Annotated in this window: 12 protein-coding genes, 1 tRNA gene and 1 pseudogene; 7 read left to right on the forward strand and 7 right to left on the reverse strand. The window is 67.5% G+C overall.

The window, feature by feature from the left end; genetic code table 11:
• The 4 genes from LH128_RS27240 to tilS form a co-directional block, all read left to right on the forward strand.
• The coding region (locus LH128_RS27240) for a putative PEP-binding protein (protein WP_008832925.1) at window positions 1-783 on the forward strand (783 nt) is incomplete at its 5' end.
• A 150-nt stretch (window positions 784-933) separates the two neighbouring features.
• A complete protein-coding gene (locus tag LH128_RS27245) occupies window positions 934-1914 on the forward strand; it encodes a helix-turn-helix domain-containing protein (RefSeq protein ID WP_008832926.1) in 981 nt (326 codons plus the stop codon).
• Between the two features lie 198 nt (window positions 1915-2112).
• Window positions 2113-3096 carry a tetratricopeptide repeat protein gene (locus tag LH128_RS27250; protein WP_008832927.1) on the forward strand — a complete coding sequence of 328 codons (984 nt, stop codon included), beginning with the start codon at window positions 2113-2115 and terminating at the stop codon, window positions 3094-3096.
• The gene (gene tilS / locus LH128_RS27255) at window positions 3077-4072 is read left to right on the forward strand and encodes a tRNA lysidine(34) synthetase TilS (protein ID WP_037521662.1); all 996 of its coding nucleotides are present in this window, start codon (window positions 3077-3079) and stop codon (window positions 4070-4072) included. Before LH128_RS27250 ends, tilS begins: the two co-directional genes overlap by 20 nt.
• 102 nt (window positions 4073-4174) lie before the next feature.
• On the opposite strand, the gene LH128_RS27260 is transcribed toward tilS, so the two are convergent.
• Window positions 4175-4816 (reverse strand): L,D-transpeptidase family protein, encoded by a 642-nt coding sequence (locus tag LH128_RS27260; protein WP_008832929.1) that lies wholly within the window; start codon window positions 4814-4816, stop codon window positions 4175-4177.
• A 232-nt stretch (window positions 4817-5048) separates the two neighbouring features.
• Window positions 5049-5666 (reverse strand): TetR/AcrR family transcriptional regulator, encoded by a 618-nt coding sequence (locus LH128_RS27265; protein ID WP_008832930.1) that lies wholly within the window; start codon window positions 5664-5666, stop codon window positions 5049-5051.
• 111 nt (window positions 5667-5777) lie between these two features.
• Between LH128_RS27265 and LH128_RS27270 the strand changes: the two genes are divergently transcribed.
• The 3 genes from LH128_RS27270 (at window position 5778) to LH128_RS27280 (ending at window position 10504) form a co-directional block, all read left to right on the forward strand.
• On the forward strand, window positions 5778-8120 hold the full coding sequence (locus LH128_RS27270) for a TonB-dependent receptor (protein WP_008832931.1): 2343 nt from the start codon (window positions 5778-5780) through the stop codon (window positions 8118-8120).
• 148 nt (window positions 8121-8268) lie between these two features.
• Window positions 8269-9147: an alpha/beta fold hydrolase gene (locus LH128_RS27275; protein ID WP_008832932.1), complete on the forward strand. Its 879-nt coding sequence runs from the start codon at window positions 8269-8271 to the stop codon at window positions 9145-9147.
• 112 nt (window positions 9148-9259) lie between these two features.
• A complete protein-coding gene (locus LH128_RS27280) occupies window positions 9260-10504 on the forward strand; it encodes a spinster family MFS transporter (protein ID WP_008832933.1) in 1245 nt (414 codons plus the stop codon).
• Window positions 10505-10545: 41 nt separating this feature from the next.
• Here LH128_RS27280 and LH128_RS31590 read toward each other — a convergent pair whose 3' ends face one another.
• The 5 genes and pseudogenes from LH128_RS31590 to LH128_RS27305 all read right to left on the reverse strand — a co-directional run.
• Window positions 10546-11067 carry a hypothetical protein gene (locus LH128_RS31590; protein WP_051211595.1) on the reverse strand — a complete coding sequence of 174 codons (522 nt, stop codon included), beginning with the start codon at window positions 11065-11067 and terminating at the stop codon, window positions 10546-10548.
• A gap of 116 nt (window positions 11068-11183) precedes the next feature.
• Window positions 11184-11259 (reverse strand) — tRNA-Thr (locus LH128_RS27290).
• Window positions 11260-11323: 64 nt separating this feature from the next.
• Window positions 11324-13069, reverse strand: coding sequence for a DUF885 domain-containing protein (locus LH128_RS27295; protein WP_008832935.1), 1746 nt, complete (start codon window positions 13067-13069; stop codon window positions 11324-11326).
• Between the two features lie 38 nt (window positions 13070-13107).
• Entirely contained in the window at window positions 13108-13995 is an 888-nt protein-coding gene (locus tag LH128_RS27300; RefSeq protein ID WP_008832936.1) for a hypothetical protein, read from the reverse strand.
• Window positions 13996-14189: 194 nt separating this feature from the next.
• Window positions 14190-15008 (reverse strand): annotated as a pseudogene (locus LH128_RS27305) (replication-associated recombination protein A); the annotation flags it as partial.

Raw genomic sequence — 15008 nt, forward strand, 5'->3', positions numbered from 1 at the left:
GTCATGGATGCCGCCGGCGATCGCCCGGTCGTGTTCCGCACGGTCGATATCGGCGGCGACAAGACGCTCCCCTACTTGCGCCACGACGACGGCGAGGGAGAGGAGAACCCCGCGATGGGCTGGCGCGCGCTGCGCGTGGCGCTGGAGCGCGACGCGCTGCTCAAGGCGCAGGCCCGCGCGCTGCTGGAAGCGGCGGCGGGGCGGCCGCTCAATGTGATGTTCCCGATGGTCGCAGAGCCCTGGGAGTTTGATGCGGCCAAGGCCGTGTTCGACGGTCAGCTCGCCTATCTGCGCCGTCAGAAGAAGGTGCTGCCCGAGGCCATCCGCTACGGCGTGATGCTGGAAGTGCCCTCGCTGGCCGAACAGCTGGACCTGCTGGCGCCGAAGATCGCGTTCCTGTCGATCGGCACGAACGACCTCACGCAGTTCCTCTTCGCGGCCGACCGCTCGAACCCCAAGCTGGCCGAGCGCTACGACTGGCTGAGCCCGGCGATCCTGCGCTTCCTGCGCCGCGTCGTGCGCACGCTGGAGGGCACGTCGGTCGATATCAGCGTCTGCGGTGAGATGGGCGGGCGGCGGCTCGAGGCACTGGCGTTGCTGGGCCTCGGCGTCCGGCGCCTGTCGATCACCCCGGCGGCGGTCGGTCCGATCAAGGAACTTGTCGGCAAGGTCGACCTGCCCGCGATCACGGCCGCGATGGAGGGGTGGCTCGCCGCGCCGCCAGCCGATTTGCGCGGCACGATGACGGCGTGGGCGGCCGAGCGGGACATCGCGATCGACTGAATTGATGCTCCGGAACGGCCCGCGCCAGTCCGGATGACGATTTGCCCTATAAATTTGACCGGAACGGGCGGCGCCTGATTGACTTTATCCGGTCAGAAGGTTTGGTTAGGCACCGTTCAGGTCGCATCTACCACGCCAAACGGAGCGGAATTGGAAAACGTCGAAACCCAAGGGCTTGCGCGCGGACCGCAGAGCGTCGGAAGCCAGCTTCGTGCGGGGCGTGAGGCGCTGGGCAAGAGCCGCGCGGATATCGCGTCGCAGACCAAGATCGCCGAACGTCATCTGATCGCGCTCGAGGAGGACCGCCTTGGCGATCTGGCCGCGCGGACTTATGCCGTGGGCTTCGCGCGGACTTATGCCCGGGCGGTGGGCCTCGACGAGCAAGTCATCGCCGCCAAGGTGCGCGAGCAGCTCGATCACGAAGCCGGCGACCGCGTCGAATATGTCCCGAGTTTCGAGCCGGGCGACCCCGCCCGCGTCCCGACCCGCCGCCTCGCGTGGCTGGCGGTGATCGGCGTCATCGTGGTCGTCGGAGCGCTGGTGATGTTCTGGAGCAACTTCCTTTCACCCGAAGGCCAGTTGCCCGATCTCGTCGCCGAGCAGACCGCTGCGCCTGCCGCGCCCAAGGCAGCCGCTCCCGTGGCGCCTCCGCCGGCACAAGCCAATGACCCGGTCGTGCTGACCGCGACCGGGGACAAGGTCTGGGTCAAGGTGACCGACGCCAAGGGCGACCAGGTGCTGCAGAAGGAACTCGCCAAGGGTGAGAACTGGACCGCGCCGACGGACATCCCCGGCCTGCAACTGCGTACCGGACGCCCCGATGCGCTGCAGATTTCGGTAGGCGGCAAGGCTATCGCGCCGCTTTCTACCGAGCCGCGCCTCGTTACCGGCGTTTCGCTGGCGGCTGCGGACCTTCTTGCACGCGGCACCGGAGCGGCGGCTCCCTCGGTTCCGGTAGCGCAGGCTCCGGCAGAGCAGGCTCCGGCCGCCGTGCCCGTACCGGCCGTGACGCGCGCACCTGCTGCCGTGCCGGTGCGCCGCCCGGCTCCGCGTCCTTCCGTCAGAACTGCCCCGCGCGAGCCGACCGAGGCCCCGACGCCGGAATCGTTGCTGCCGCCCAGCGCCCAGTAACGGCCCAGTAAAGGCTGCGATCACTCCTTCCGGTCCGGTGCTTTCCACGACTTCCGACCGCCTCCGGCTCGACAGGCGGGGCCGCCTCGGGCAACACCCGTAGCAGGTCCATTGGTTAATCCCCGGTTTCACCCGTCGCTGGCATGGCGCGGCCATAGTTTCGGACGGTGATGGTCCCGGCATGGAGATGATTTGGCGATGAAACGTACCCTTGGCGCAATCGGCGGAACCTCCCGCGCGCGGTGGCTGGCCACGGTAGCGGCGGCCTCGGTCCTGTTCGGCGCGGCTCCGGCCATTGCACAGGACGCCAACACCAACTTGCGGCTCAACAAGGTCGAGGCCGAAGTGCGCGCGTTGCAGCGCAAGGTCTTCCCGGGCGCCGACGGCAAGTTCTTCGAACCCCAGATCAGCGGCACCCCGACGCCGACCCCGGCCCCCGGCGCGCCTTCGACCACGCCGCTGTCCGATGTGCTGACACGGATGGACGCCGTCGAAGCCCGGATGGCGCAGCTGACCGCGCAGGTCGAGCAGAACACCAATCGTATCGGCCAACTGGAAGCCAAGCTGGCGGCGGCCGCGCCTGCGCAGTCCGATTTCGTGCCCGGTCCGTCAGCGACCGGGCCGATGCCTTCCGGTTCTGTCCCAGCGTCCTCCGGTCCGGCCCCGCTGCCGATGCCGGTTGCCGCGGCCCCGCGCCCCGCGCCCACGCCTGTAGCGGCGGCACCCAAGCCGACCGCGCCTTCGAACTCGCGGATCGACGGGGTCAAGGCCATCGTCAAGCCGCAGAGCGCCGATCCCGGCGATGACGAATACAGCTACGGCTTCCGTCTCTGGGAAGCGAAATACTATCCCGAGGCACAGCAACAGCTGAAGCTCTACCTCGAAAAGTACCCCAAGCATGCACGCGCCAGTTTCGGCCGCAACCTGCTGGGCCGCGCCTACCTGGACGATGGCAACCCGGGCGAGGCGGCCAAGTGGTTCCTCCAGAACTTCCAGACCGACAAGCGCGGCGATCGCGCCTCGGACAGCCTGCTGTACCTTGCGGTCTCGATGAAGCAGCTCAAGGACACCAAGCGGGCCTGCATCGCGCTGTCCGAGTTCAGCGAGACTTATGCGGCCGAAGCGGCCGGACGTCTGGCGGGCATCTACAACACCACGCGCAATGGGCTTGCCTGTAGCTGAGGTCGATCGCTTCCGCGCCGATCTTGCCGCGATCTGGCCAGACCGGATCGACGACGGGACGGCGCGGTTGGGCATCGCCGTGTCGGGAGGGCCAGACAGCCTTGCCCTGCTGCTGCTCGCCCATGCGGCGCTGCCCGGGCGTGTGGAAGCGGCAACCGTAGATCATGGCCTGCGTCCCGAAAGCGCGGCCGAGGCGGCGGAAGTCGCCCGTGTCTGCGCCGGATTGGGGGGGCCTCACGTCACGCTGACGGTGCAAGTCGCGCCCGGCAATGTACAGGCGGAGGCGCGGTTGGCGCGTTATGCCGCCATGGCCGGGTGGGCAGCCGAACGCGGGCTCGCGGCGCTGGCGACTGCCCATCACGCTGACGATCAGGCGGAAACGCTGCTCATGCGGCTCAACCGGGCGAGCGGGGTGGCGGGTCTGGCTGGTGCGCGCGGGCGGGGCAGGGTGCCGGAAGCGGAGCTGCCGCTGCTGCGGCCAGTGCTCGACTGGCGGCGCTCGGAACTCGGCGTGGTGGTCGAGGCGGCGGGACTGGTCGCTGCGCAGGATCCCAGCAACATCAACGATCGCTTCGATCGGGTGCGTATCCGCAAGGCGCTGGCGGAGGCCGACTGGCTCGACGTTGCCGCCATCGCCCAGAGCGCGGTGCATATCGCCGAGGCCGACGCCGCGCTCGACTGGATGGCGGCGCTCGAATGGCGATCCTGCGTGACGAAGGAGCCGATGGGCCTCAAGTACCGCCCGCAGGCGCCGCGTGCAGTGGCTTTGCGGGTGGTGGCGCGGATCGTGCGCGAGCTCGACGGCGAGGACGCAAGGGGTGGGGCGATCGCACGGCTGGTCGATGGGCTTTTGCAGGGACAGCCTGCCTCTATCGGCAAACTGGTGGCGCGGCCCAACGCAGGCGGGTGGAGCTTTGCGAAAGCGCCGGTCAGGGCGCCGGTGCGGCGGATCAAAGGCCCACCCCGCTGCGACTAGGCGATACATCGCCAACTCTCGCGGCCCTCCCGCAAGCGGGAGGGCGAACACTGCGCTCTCATTCCCCTCCCGCTTGCGGGAGGGGGCAGGGGTGGGCTGTGCTCAACCCCCGGCCAGATTATCCCCCATGCCGACCTGCTTGCCCTTGGTGATGTAGACTTTGTCGCCGATCTTCGTGGTGTCGAACAGCTTCGCCGCGAAGGCATCGGGCATGCCAACGCAGCCATGGCTGGCATAGCCCAGCGCCACGTCGGAACCGTGGAGGGTAATGCCGTCGTTGGTCAGGCGCTGCATGTATGGCATCGGCGCGCCGGTGTAGATGTTGGAGACGTGGTCCTTGTCCTTCTGGGTGATCGGGAAGATCCCCAGCGGGGTCGGCTTGTCCGCCGTGCCCAGCAGCACCGCTGCCGCGCCGATTTCGTAGCCGCCGCGGAAGACGGAAATCACGCGGGCCTCGAGGTCCACGGTGACGACGATCGGGCCGGGGGGCACGTCATGCTCGTCCCAGTGCCATTCGCCGTACCTTATCGCGCCCTTGATCGGCAGGATGCGCTTGATGACGAAGGGCTCGTCCTTGGCGGGAGCAGGCTTTGGCTGCGTGGCGGGCTTCGGAGCGGGCTGCGCCAGCTTCGCCTCGGCCAGCGAGGCGGGCGCGGGCTTTTCGGGTTCGGCCGCGACGATCAGCACGCCGGCGATGGCGGCAAGGGCGACGAAGCCCGAGGCGAGGAAGATGCGCGCGTCCACTTGGTACTGTTCCGATTCCTTTGGCGAATCCGCTTCTGGCAGGACTGCCTTAGCATCGCGTAAATGGCGGTTAGGTGCCAGTATAAGTGGACAGAGAAGGAAGGCAGGCCCACCCCCGGCCCCTCCCGCAAGCGGGAGGGGAGAAGAAAGGGGTGTTCGCCCTCCCACTTGCGGGAGGGCCGGGAGGCTTGGCGGCTTGCTGCCTAGCCGGACGGGGTGGGCGCGCCGTAAGCTAACGCTTCACGATCCCCTCGCGCAGGATCGAGTTCGCCAGTTCCGCGATCTCCTCCGCCTCCGCATCATCCCAGACCGCGTAGCGCAGGCCGAGGAACACGTTCATTCCCATGATCGCCCAGGCATGCGCCTCGCCCAGCCCTTCGCGCAGTTCGCCCTTGCGGATGCCTTCGGAGAGGCGCTCGCGGATGCGGGTTGCGGTGGACTGGTAATGCTGACGGAAGCTGGCCGGATCGACGAATTCGCACTCGTCGATGATTCGGTAGATTTCCTTGTGCTCGGCCGCGAAGCGCAGGAAGCCGATCAGCGAGGCGCGCTCGGTCTCCAGCGCGGGCAGGTCCTGCTGCCGGGCGTTGCGCGCCGCTTCGCGCACCTTGCCCGAAAGGTCGTCCACCAGCGCGCGGAAGATTTCGTCCTTGGAATTGAAGTACGTGTAGAAACTGCCCAGCGCCGTTCCCGCCCGGCGGGTGATGCCGGTGATCGAGGCTTCGTGAAAGCCATGCTCGCCGAATTCGAGCGCGGCCGCGTCCAGCAGTTTGCGCAAGGTGCGCCGCCCGCGCTCGGTGCGCGGGATCTTGCTGGCCGAACCTTCGGCGGAGGGCTGCTCTGTGCTCACGATGACACAGTTAGAACGGACCGTGGCCCATGGCAAACTTTCAAAGTTGAAAATCGATTCAACTATCAATATGCAGATCGCCAACAAGAAGCGTGAATGGGAGTGACTGTGATGCGAAGGGTGCGATTCCTCGCGATTTCCTCGAGTGTGCTGGCTCTGTCGGGCGGCTTCGTGACGCCTGCGAACGCGCAGGATAGCGCTCCTGCGGCGACCGCAGCGGAAGGCGGCGACATCATCGTTACCGCTCGGCGGCGTGAGGAGCGGCTGGTCGATGTGCCGATCGCCGTCTCCAGCTTCAGCGGCGACCAGTTGGCCAAGTCCGGCGCGGTGGACATCACCGAAATCGCCAACGTCTCGCCCAACGTCACGCTGGAGCCCTCGCGCGGGACCAACTCGACGCTGTCGGCCTTCATCCGCGGCGTCGGCCAGCAGGACCCGGTCTCGGGCTTCGAGCAGGGCGTTGGCATCTACCTCGACGACGTCTACCTCAACCGCCCTCAGGCCGCCGTACTCGATATCTACGATGTCGAGCGGATCGAGGTGCTGCGCGGGCCGCAAGGCACGCTCTACGGGCGCAACACCATCGGCGGCGCAGTCAAGTACGTGACGAAGCAGTTGCCGCAGGAGTTCTCCTTCAAGGTGAAGGGCACTTACGGCAGCTACGATCAGGCGGACCTCATCGCCACCGCCTCCGCGCCGGTCAGCGACCTCATCCGCGTCGGCGGGTCGGTGGCGCGGCTGTCGCGCGGGGGCTTCGGCAAGAACCTGACGACGGGGCAGGACAACTACAACAAGGACATCTGGGCGGGCCGCGCCAGCGTCGACATCGGCGGTTATGGCGAGCCGGTGCTGATCCGCATCTCGGGCGACTATACCAAGGACAAGTCCAACGCGCGCGGCGGCCATCGCCTGATCCCGGGCTACGTCTCGGGCGCGCCGGTGCTGGACGACGTCTACGACACGCGCGGCGGCCTCAACGATCCGCGCCAGATGGTGGAAGCCTACGGCCTCGCGATCAATGCCACCGCCGAACTGACTGACGCGCTGACGTTCCGCTCGATCAGTTCGTGGCGCAAGGACAACTCCGCCTCGCCGATCGACTTCGACGCGCTGCCCGCCGTCGATGTGGACGTGCCCGCCTACTACCGCAACGAGCAGCTGAGCCAGGAAGTCCAGCTCTTGTGGGACGACGGCGGCATGGTGCAGGGCCTGCTGGGCGCCTATTACCTGACCGCCAAGGCCGACACCGATTTCGACGTGCGCCTGTTCACTGCGCTCAACGGGCTGACCGCCTTCACCCGCGCCAATGTCGATACCAATACTTTCGCGATCTTTGGCGACTTCACCTTCGATTTCACCGAACAGTTGAGCCTCGCGGTCGGCGGGCGCTATACCTGGGACGAGCGCAAGGCGCAGATCCTGCGGCAGAACTATCTTGGCGGCGGCTCGCCGGTATTCGGCGGGGCGGGAGTGCCGCTTGGCGCGCCGAGCACCAACTTCTCCGGCAAGGCGAAGTTCGACAAGTTCACGCCGCGCGCCTCGCTCAGCTTCAAGCCAACGCCGGATCACAACATCTACGCAAGCTACAGCCAGGGCTTCAAGGGCGGCGGCTTCGACCCGCGCGGCGTCGGCGTCAACGCGCCCGCCGCGACGCCGGGGGCGCCCACCGACGCCGAGATCGCCGATTACCTGAGCTTCCAGCCGGAGACGGTGGACAGCTACGAGGTCGGCTACAAGGGCAACTTCTTCGGCGGCGGGCTCTACATCGCGGCGGCCGGGTTCTACATGGACTACAAGGACGTGCAGATTCCGGGCTCCGCAGGCTGCACCGTGGGCGGGCTGCCGACCTTCTGCGGCGTCATCACCAATGCCGGCAAGGCGCGCTTCAAGGGCTTCGAACTGGAAGCCAACGCGCGGCTGGGGCGTGACCTGATGTCCTCGGGCGACCGGCTGAGCCTGTCGGGCGCGCTCGGCTATATCGATGCGCAGTACAAGGAATATATCGCCAACATCGCCTCCACTCCGACCGACGTGGCGGAGTTTCGCAAGGTGCAGAACACGCCGAAGTGGACCGCCAGCGGCACGCTTGCCTATTCGACGCCGGTGGGCGGGGGTGATCTCGATCTCAGCACGACCTACTCGTACCGCAGCAAGGTCTACCAGTTCGAGATTCCCAATCCCTATCTCGACCAGAAGGGCTTCGGGCTGCTGGATGCGAGCATAGTCTACACTGCGCCGGGCAGCCGCTGGAGCTTCGGCGTCCACGGCAAGAACATTCTCGACAAGCGCTACAAGACCTCGGGCTACACGTTCCTTGCGACCAATCCGACGACCGGTGCGCTGCTGACGGCACCGAGCGGGAGGTTCATTCCCTCGCTTGGCACCGAGGGCACGCTGACTGCCTACTATGGTAATCCGCGCCAGGTCTTCGCAACCGCGACGCTGGAGTTCTGAGGGGCTGTGCCGAGGGGGCTTCGACAAGCTCAGCCTGTGCGGGGTTGAGCGGTTTACACTAACCCCGCTCACCCTGAGCTTGTCGAAGGGTCAGGCACAGCCTTCGAAGCCCTCTCGGCAAGTCCGGGACGAACAAGGAACACCGACTATGGACTACCGCGTCCATCATTATCGCAGCGCCGACGGCCGGCTCGACCTCGTCGCCCGGGACTACCCTGCACACGAGGGTGCGCCCGTGATGCTGATGATGCACGGCCTCACCCGCAACAGCGCGGACTTTGAGCCGCTGCTGGACAAGCTCGCCGGGCGCTACCGCATGATCGTGCCCGACCAGCGCGGGCGAGGGGCCTCGCAGTGGGATCCGGACCCTGCACAGTACCGGCCGGACGTCTACGCGCAGGACATGCTGGCGCTGATGGATGACCTTGGCGTTACCCGCGCCGGTCTGGTCGGCACCTCCATGGGCGGGCTCATGGCGATGGTGATGCAGGCGATGCGGCCTGACCTCGCGCAGGCGGCGATATTCAACGACATCGGCCCGGTGCTCGACCCGGCGGGCCTCGCGCGGATACAGGGCTACGTCGGACCCGGAGGCAAGATGGCCGACTGGACCGAGGCTGCCGCCCGCACCCGCGCCATCAATGCCCCGGCCTTCCCTGATTTTGGCGGAGCGCAGTGGGACGCCTTCGCCCACCGCATCGCCCGGGAGAACGCCGACGGCACCGTCTCCTTCGCATATGACCCGGCGATTTCCGAAAGCATCGCGGGAGATGACCCGCAGACCGTGCCGCCGGACCTGTGGCCCTTGTGGGAACTGCTGGGTGCGGTGCCGGTGCTGGTGGTGCGCGGTGCACTCTCGGACTTGCTGAGCACCGCCACGGTGGAAGAGATGGCGCGCCGCCATTCGGGACCTTATGCGGCGGTGGAAGTGCCGCGCGTCGGCCACGCCCCGATCCTCGACGAGCCGGTGGCGCTGGCCGCGATCGAGGCGTTTCTGAAGGCGCATCTCCCGTCGTCCCGGACTTGATGCGGGACCGGTGGCTGTCTTTAGCTGGGAGCGTGCTGCGCGCAGAAAGGTGGGCTGTTCACGGCCAGCGGTCCCGGATCAAGTCCGGGACGACGAAAAGGGTGCAAACGCAATGACCGATCACAAGACGACATCCCCCCGACTGGTGCTGGCGATGTTGCTGCTGGTCTATGTATTCAACTTCGTCGACAGGCAGATTCTCTCGATCCTCGCCGGGCCGATCCAGGCGGACCTCGATCTTGACGACGCGCAGATGGGGATGCTGGGCGGGCTCGCCTTCGCCATCCTCTATTCCACGCTGGGCGTGCCGCTGGCCTGGGTGGCCGACCGCACGAGCCGATCCTGGGTCATCACCGGCTCGCTGGTGGTATGGAGCGTGTTCACTTCCGCCTGCGCGCTGGCGACGGGGTTCTGGCACATCTTCCTCGCCCGCCTCGGCGTCGGTGTCGGCGAGGCGGGCGGCGTGGCCCCCAGCTATGCGGTGATCGGCGACCATTTCCCCAGCGAGCGGCGCGCCTTTGCGCTCTCGGTCTATTCGCTGGGTATTCCGCTCGGCTCTGCGGCGGGGGTGATGGCGGGTGGCTACGTGGCGCAGGCGGTGGACTGGCGCATGGCGTTCCTCATCGTCGGCCTGTGCGGCATCCTGATCGCGCCGCTGTTCAAGCTGGTGGTGAAGGACAAGCCGCGCCCTGTCTCCGCGCCGACCGTGCGTTTCGCAGAGGTCTTCGCCACGCTGGCGCGCAAGCGGGCGTTCTGGTTCCTCAGCTTCGGGGCGGCGTCTAGTTCGATGCTCGGCTACGGCGTCGCCTTCTGGCTGCCGAGCCTGCTGCAGCGCAGCTTCCACCTCACCCTCGTCGAGACATCGTGGTTCTTCGGTGCGGTATTGCTGCTGGGTGGTACGGTCGGCGTGCTGACCGGCGGCGCGCTGGCGGACCTGCTGGGCAAGGGCGACCGCGCCTGGTACGGCCGCGTTCCCGCGATCGGCTTCGTGCTGGCGGTGCCGCTCTATGCGGGCGGTATCTGGACGACCAGCGTGCCGGTGGCCTTCGTGCTGTTCCTGATCCCGCAGGTGCTTGCCTACTTCTGGCTCGGCCCAGTGACCGGCGCGATCCAGCACCTCGTCGACCCGCCTGCCCGCGCGACGGCTTCGGCGTTGTTCCTGCTGATCAACAACCTGATCGGCCTTGGCGGCGGCATCTATGCGCTGGGCGCGCTGTCGAAGGCACTGGCCCCGGTATGGGGCGCCGAATCGCTGCGCTATTCGATGCTGTTCGCGCTGGTGCTCTACCTGCTGGCGGCGCTGCTGATGACGCTGGCGGGGCCGGGGCTGCGCAGGGAGTGGGTCACGGAGAAATAGGGCAGCGGCCGTGGTCGCCTCGGCCGCTGCCTGGACAGGTATCAGTAGGGAATTGGTTCCGCCGTGAAGGCGGGCACGGTCTGCCCCAGAACCATGACGGCGGACCGTCCGCTGATCAGGATCGAGCCGAGCAGCGCACCGACGGTGTTTCCGCGCCCTTCCTGGCGATGCTTGCCGGTGAGCCCCATTTCGCGGCCGTTGACGGTCACGCTCTTGAACTCGACCTCGAACTTGCCCGACTTGCCGCCGATGGCGCGGCCGGTCTTCCAGGAAATCATGCCCGTCACCGGCGAACCGCGCGGAATGACGACGGCACCGTTTTCGACGACGTCGCCGACGGTGGCGAAGCGGAACGTCTGCCCGACTTCGATATGCTTGCTGGAGATTTCCTCGAGCGGCGTGACGTTCACCATGGTGCTGGCCGGCATCAGCTTGCCCTGCATCGGCTGGCCATAGATGTTGACCGGCACCGCGGCTTCGATCGCGGCGACCGTGGAACGCGTCTGCGCGGCGGCCGGAGCCGCCACGAGACAGGCGATGACGCCCAAAGTAATATGCTTCATGAAATTGCCCCCGTTTATTGGCATCCGGCCAATACCCGGATTCCGTTACCCGGAGGTCAACGCGGCGGGAGAAACGCGCGCTTACAGGAATGTAATCCGCCGCCCGAAAGGGACGGTGGTGCCGGCTACAGGATTCGAACCCGTGGCCCCCTGATTACAAATCAGGTGCTCTACCAACTGAGCTAAGCCGGCGCTTGCTTCATCAAGCAAGTCCGGCGCCCTTACCGCGAGCGGGGGGCGCCGGTAAAGCCCATAATCAGAATACCGCGTGCGGGGCGGGCTCGTTCATCATCGCCTGGCGCAGCAGCGGGATCGCTGGGCCGCCGTGGCTGAGGAATTCGTCGTGGAACGCCTTCCAGGCCGAACGCCCGCCGCGCGTCGCGGTCCAGTCGGTGCGCAGCTTGCGGATCATCAGCTTGCCCAGCGTGTAGTTGAGGTAGGCCGGATCATACGTCCCGCGCGCGGCCTGCTGTTCGGCGGTGCCGGCGTCTTGGTAGCACTGCTCCATGAACATCGTCTTCGACTGCGCCTGCGTCATCCCCCGCGCATGCAGGCCGATCGCCGAGAGATAGCGGCAGTTGCGCAGCAGGGCGTTGGAGATTTGGCCCACCTGCACGCCGGGATCGCCGTCGCCGAGGCCTGCCTCCAGCATCATCTCCTCGGCATAGTGCGCCCAGCCTTCGGCGAAGGCGTAGCCGACGAACAGCTTGCCGACGATCGAGGGCGCCGCGTTCGAATGGAGGAACTGCAGGTAGTGCCCCGGCATCACCTCGTGGACGGTGGTGAACAGCAGGTCCGCCTTGCCGGGGATGTAGTCCATCTGCATCTGCTTCGACCAGGTCGGGTCGGGCGGCGAGATGTAGTAGATCGACGAGCCGCCGTTCTCCAGCGGCCCCGGGGGGTCGATGTAGGCGGAGTTCGCGCGGTTGTAGGGCGGGCTTTCCTCGACCATCGCCATTTTCGTGCCGGGGATCGTCGCGACGTCGTGGCTGCGGACGAATTCGGCGAGCTGCGGAATCTCGCGCCGGGCCTCGGCGACGGGGCCGTCCTTGGGCTTGTCGGCGCGCATCTTGTCGAAGCACTGCTGGATGGTCTTGCCCGGCGTGTACTTCGCGCAGGCCAGTTTCAGCGCCTGCTGGTTGCGCAGAAGGTCGGCCTTGCCCGCCGCCTCCAGCGTGTCGAGCGAGGCATTGACGCCCTCGGTCGCAAGCACCATGCGCGAGAACCTGTCGGCGCCGAGCGCGAAATCCTGCGTCGGCGTGGCCTTGGCGACCTGATCGGCGACGCCCTTCATGGCGACGGCGGCGGCTTCGGACGCGGCCTTGAACTCGGCCTGCAGCGCCGGGTCGGCGACGTCGGCGAAGGCGGCGCGGGCATCGCCGCGGTAGTAGTCGGCAAAGCCGCCGAAGCCGTCGGTGCCCAGCTTGATGAAGCTGGCGGGCATCGCGGCGGGCAGGTTGGCGCGGATATTGGGGGCCTGCGCTGCCACCGCCTTGAAGAACGCGATCATCGCCTTCATCCGCGTCGGCTTGTCGGCATAGTCGCGGCTGACGTAGACGTTCGGGTCGAGGCCGCCGTTGATGTAGTAGGCGGGGTTGGTGTGCGGCTGGTCGGCGTCCTCCAGCCAGAACAGCTGGCCCTTGGCGACCTGCACCAGATAGTCGCGTTCGAAGCGGTCGGCTTCGGAGAGGGCGGTGAACTGGCCCGCCTTGTCGATGACGGAGTTTAGGAAAGCGGCGCGGGCCTTGAGCCCGGCGTCGCTCCAATCGGGCAGGCGGCCGTCGTACTTGTGTGCGCCTTCGTAGATCGCGAAGGCGGGGTCGGTCTCGAACCAGTCTTCGATGGTGCCATCGACGAAGCTCTTCCACGTCGGCGCGGGAGCGGTTCGCTCCGCCACTTGCGCGGCATCCACGGCGGCGTCGGCGCGGCGATCGTCGGTCATCGTCGTGGCGCAGGCGGAAAGGGTGAGGCAGGCGATGCCCGCCAGCAGGATGGACTTCATTGGGGGAGGCTCCCTGTGCTTATGGGAGCGGTTGTGCGTCAGCGCGCGCCGAAGGTCCAGCCCTCGGTGCGAGCGAGTTCCGGCGTGAGTTCAGCGGGTTGCCATAGGTCCGCGCGCGGGGCCGCGACGCGCAGCCAGGCGGCGGTGAGGAGGGCGTCGGCGCTGTGGTCGTCGATCGGGCCTTCTACGCGCGTCGGCCGTGACCCCAGGGTTTCGAGCGCCGCATCGAGCGCGGCGTGGTCGGTCATTTTGGCGCGGCCTGCGCTGCGCCCGGCCTCGACGGCGGCGAGGGTGGTGTAGATTTCCGTCACCACCGAGCCGCTCGCAGGCAGCGGGTCGATCGGCCAGACCGGCACCCGCCCCTGCAGGCGGTGGAGCAGGCGCATGCCGGTGAGGCTCGACTTGCCGACCTGCGCCGCGCCGACGAGGTTGAAGTTGGAATAGGGGCGGCATCCGGCGCGGGCCTGCGCCTCCTCGGTCACGCGCATGCGGCCGCGTTTGTGGAGGGCGCCGGGGCGGTGGAAATGCGGGCCCTCGCGCCCTCCGTGGCGGCGGAAGTAGGCGCTGAGATCGACGTGGTCGACGAAGCTGGCGGCCGAGAGGTGCGGGTCGTCGGTGCAGATGGCGTCGATCAGCGCCCAGAGGCTGCGGGCGTTCGGCGGGCTGTCCGCCCAGCCGGGAAAGAACGCACCCGCGTCGGCGAAGGGCAATGATATGCCGAGGTCGAGGCCGACGAGCGTGTCTTGCGGCAAGTGGCCGAGCAGCAGGTCGAGCACGTCGGCGCGCGACCATGCGGCGTGGGCGGCGGGGCGCAGCAGGCGGGGCGGGGCGTCGCCGCTTTCACACAGAGCGACGGCGATGCCTTTCTGGCGCTCGCCCAGCGCGCCGGACCAGTCGATGGCGATGAAGTGGCGGAAATGCGTCATCGTCGTCCCGGACTTGCTCTGGGACCGCTGGCCGTGAACAGCCCAGGTCGCGTCGGGGCGCCTTGTCGAGAAGCTGTGCCTAAAGACAGCCACCGGTCCCGGAGCAAGTCCGGGACGACGCCCATTGCGTGCCCGCCGCCGGGGGCTTCGACAGGCTCAGCCTGAGCGGGTTGAGAGTGTGGTTCCACTTCCGCTCATCCTGAGCTTGTCGAAGGACGCCGCTCGGCTCGCTTCTTGTCCCACCATTCTAGGCGCTTCTTCACCTCACGCTCGAAGCCGCGTTCCACCGGCTCGTAGTAGACCTGCGGACCCATTTCCTCGGGCCAGTAGTCGTCGCCGGAGAAGGCATCGGGGGCATCGTGGTCGTAGGCGTAGTCCTTGCCGTAGCCGATGTCCTTCATCAGCTTGGTCGGCGCGTTGAGGATGTTCTGCGGCGGGCTGACCGACCCCGTCTCCCGCGCGGCCTTGAACGAGGACTTGAACGCCATGTACGCCGCGTTCGACTTGGGCGCGGTCGCCACGTAGATGCAGGCCTGCACGATCGCCAGTTCGCCCTCCGGAGAGCCGAGGAATTCGTAAGCCTGCTTGGCCGCGAGGCACTGTACCAGCGCCTGCGGGTCGGCCATGCCGATGTCCTCGCTGGCCATGCGGACGAGACGGCGCAGCACGAACAGCGGCTCCTCGCCCGCCGTCAGCATCCGCGCCATGTAGTAGAGCGCGGCCTGCGGGTCCGATCCGCGCACGGATTTGTGCAACGCGGAGATGAGGTTGTAGTGCCCGTCGCGGTCCTTGTCGTAGACCGCCATGCGCCGCTGCAGGAACTGACCGAGCCCCGCCGGATCGAGCGGCTGCGGAATCTTCGCCGCATAGAGCGTCTCGGCCTGGTTGAGCAAAAAGCGCCCGTCGCCGTCGGCCGAGGCGACCAGCGCCTCGCGCGCCTCGGGCGTCACGGGCAAGGGGCCTTCCAGCTCCTCGCCCTTGGCGAGCAGCGCATTCAGCGCGGCGGCATCGAG

The organism is Sphingomonas sp. LH128 (assembly GCF_000293195.2).
Classification (GTDB): domain Bacteria; phylum Pseudomonadota; class Alphaproteobacteria; order Sphingomonadales; family Sphingomonadaceae; genus Novosphingobium; species Novosphingobium resinovorum_A.

Bases quoted from the DNA above. Each gene is read 5' to 3' on its own strand.
- LH128_RS27250 (WP_008832927.1), top strand. From the start codon at position 2,113: ATGAAACGTACCCTTGGCGCAATCGGCGGAACCTCCCGCGCGCGGTGG.
- tilS (WP_037521662.1), top strand. From the start codon at position 3,077: ATGGGCTTGCCTGTAGCTGAGGTCGATCGCTTCCGCGCCGATCTTGCC.
- LH128_RS27270 (WP_008832931.1), top strand. From the start codon at position 5,778: ATGCGAAGGGTGCGATTCCTCGCGATTTCCTCGAGTGTGCTGGCTCTG.
- LH128_RS27275 (WP_008832932.1), top strand. From the start codon at position 8,269: ATGGACTACCGCGTCCATCATTATCGCAGCGCCGACGGCCGGCTCGAC.
- LH128_RS27280 (WP_008832933.1), top strand. From the start codon at position 9,260: ATGACCGATCACAAGACGACATCCCCCCGACTGGTGCTGGCGATGTTG.
- LH128_RS31590 (WP_051211595.1), bottom strand. From the start codon at position 11,067: ATGAAGCATATTACTTTGGGCGTCATCGCCTGTCTCGTGGCGGCTCCG.
- LH128_RS27295 (WP_008832935.1), bottom strand. From the start codon at position 13,069: ATGAAGTCCATCCTGCTGGCGGGCATCGCCTGCCTCACCCTTTCCGCC.
- LH128_RS27300 (WP_008832936.1), bottom strand. From the start codon at position 13,995: ATGACGCATTTCCGCCACTTCATCGCCATCGACTGGTCCGGCGCGCTG.